The organism is Romboutsia sp. 13368, from assembly GCF_018336475.1.
In the GTDB taxonomy this organism is placed as follows: domain Bacteria; phylum Bacillota; class Clostridia; order Peptostreptococcales; family Peptostreptococcaceae; genus Romboutsia.
Genome location: NZ_CP048741.1, coordinates 1,005,710 through 1,007,887, shown reverse-complemented (window position 1 = coordinate 1,007,887; position 2,178 = coordinate 1,005,710). Strand labels below are relative to the sequence as shown.

General features: G+C 30.6%; 1 protein-coding gene, 1 rRNA gene and 3 other annotated features. Both genes read right to left on the bottom strand.

Going from position 1 to position 2,178, the window contains the following annotated elements:
- Positions 1-403: 403 nt before the first annotated feature.
- Positions 404-790, bottom strand: a complete 387-nt coding sequence (locus tag G3997_RS04105) for a hypothetical protein (protein ID WP_296648543.1) — start codon at positions 788-790, stop codon at positions 404-406.
- A 440-nt stretch (positions 791-1,230) separates the two neighbouring features.
- Positions 1,231-1,347 (bottom strand): 5S ribosomal RNA (gene rrf, locus G3997_RS04100).
- A 166-nt stretch (positions 1,348-1,513) separates the two neighbouring features.
- Positions 1,514-1,771, bottom strand: a sequence feature (23S ribosomal RNA rRNA prediction is too short).
- 19 nt (positions 1,772-1,790) lie between these two features.
- Positions 1,791-1,950: a sequence feature (23S ribosomal RNA rRNA prediction is too short), on the bottom strand.
- 19 nt (positions 1,951-1,969) lie between these two features.
- Positions 1,970-2,138: a sequence feature (23S ribosomal RNA rRNA prediction is too short), on the bottom strand.
- Positions 2,139-2,178 lie beyond the last annotated feature (40 nt).

Genomic DNA, 2,178 nt, shown 5'->3' with positions numbered 1-2,178 from the left:
TATTAATTTTTCATTATTTTTTATATATGTTTTTACTTTCTAAGTTATTAAAATTCTATTCTATTTTTATTAACAATATCTACAGGATACACCTAGTATATCTTTTTAAATATCTAAATTTTTATCCACACTTTTCACATTTCATGTTACAAATATAAAATTCTAATAAAAATTCAATTATATTAGTAATAGATAAAAGTAAAACAACCTGTAATACAATTTAATTTAACAACATCTAAATATACAATTAAAAAATATACATTAAATTTAAATTAATTCATCTTACTTTATATGGCTGTGTTAAACCATTCTATTGTTAAATATTAAGAAATAAGAACAACTGAGATTATATATGGTATCTTCGGTAATTTTATGGTTAATTTGAATTATATTAAAATATGATTTATTTTAACTTAAATAAATCATATCTTATAATATTTTTATTTTTATCTAAACCTTTAACGAGTTTTAACTTTATAAGATGACCTACTTCATAAGAATTAAATATTTCTTTATCATTTATTTCATACTTACTTTTTTCATATTCTAGTTCAATAATATATGTATCTGGTAATTTTGTGGGAAGTGTACCCCCTCCTATTTTTGTTATTGAACCTTTAGAAAACTTCTTATTCATTACTTTCATGCTTACAATTTCTTCTTCAATATATTTTATTTTTAATTTTAATTTTCTTTCATATTTATAATTTCTAAATTCTATATATAGTAAATACATGCTCCCTAAAACAATTACTATTACCCAAAATAAATTCTTCATTAACTCTTTCATACAAATTTCCCCTAATATATCATCTTATTCTTAATATACAACAGTTATAAGGTTGATTATATTATTATATATAACATTAAATTATTTTCCAATAACGAAATACTCTTATTAATCTTAGGAAAAACATATTATTTTAACTTAGTTTAATATATCTATTTCTTATAATAATTATAACTGAGTAATTTTCAGTTATAACTAAATTATAAACAACTATTTTGCTTAACATAGACTAATAAATAAAAATCTTATTATTTAATTAATAATAAGATAAAACTTAAAAATCATTTCATATATATTCAAATGTATTAAATATATAATTTTATAAATAAAAATACTTAGAATCAACTCTATAAAAACATATTTTATTTAGATCTTCTAAAAGGAAATTTAACTAAAAAAGACATAGATTTTATCTATGTCTTAAGAAATAAAAAAAGATTACGTGGCTACGTCTTACTCTCCCAGGCGGTCACCCACCAAGTACCATCAGCGCTAAAGAGCTTAACTTCTGTGTTCGGTATGGGAACAGGTGTATCCTCTTTGCTATAATAACCACATAATCTTTCGATTAACTTATATAAAGTTTTTCAAAGTTAATACTCTGAAAACTGCATATCATTTATATATTAATCATTTTATTTTAGCAACCGAAATCATCCTTATTATTATCTAATAATGATTTGGTTGGCGATATAAACCTTTAGGTTTATTTTGGTCAAGTCCTCGACCTATTAGTATCGATAAGCTAAATACATTACTGCACTTACACCTTCGACCTATCAACCAGGTAGTCTTCCTGGGGTCTTACCCTTACGGTGGGAAATCTTATCTTGAAGTTGGCTTCGCGCTTAGATGCTTTCAGCGCTTATCCATTCCGTACATAGCTACCCAGCCATGCCCTTGGCAGAACAACTGGTACACCAGAGGTACGTCCATCCCGGTCCTCTCGTACTAAGGACAGGTCTTCTCAAATTTCCTACGCCTGCGACGGATAGGGACCGAACTGTCTCACGACGTTCTGAACCCAGCTCGCGTACCACTTTAATGGGCGAACAGCCCAACCCTTGGGACCTACTACAGCCCCAGGATGTGATGAGCCGACATCGAGGTGCCAAACCTCCCCGTCGATGTGGACTCTTGGGGGAGATAAGCCTGTTATCCCCAGGGTAGCTTTTATCCGTTGAGCGATGGCCCTTCCATGCGGTACCACCGGATCACTAAGTCCGACTTTCGTCCTTGCTCGACCTGTATGTCTTGCAATCAAGCTTCCTTTTGCCTTTACACTCTTCGCACGATTTCCGACCGTGCTGAGGAAACCTTTGAGCGCCTCCGTTACTTTTTAGGAGGCGACCGCCCCAGTCAAACTGCCCACCTGACGGTGTTCCAAG

What these genes read in the sequence shown, in the direction of transcription:
- G3997_RS04105 (WP_296648543.1), bottom strand. Translation starts at nt 790, where the DNA reads ATGAAAGAGTTAATGAAGAATTTATTTTGGGTAATAGTAATTGTTTTA.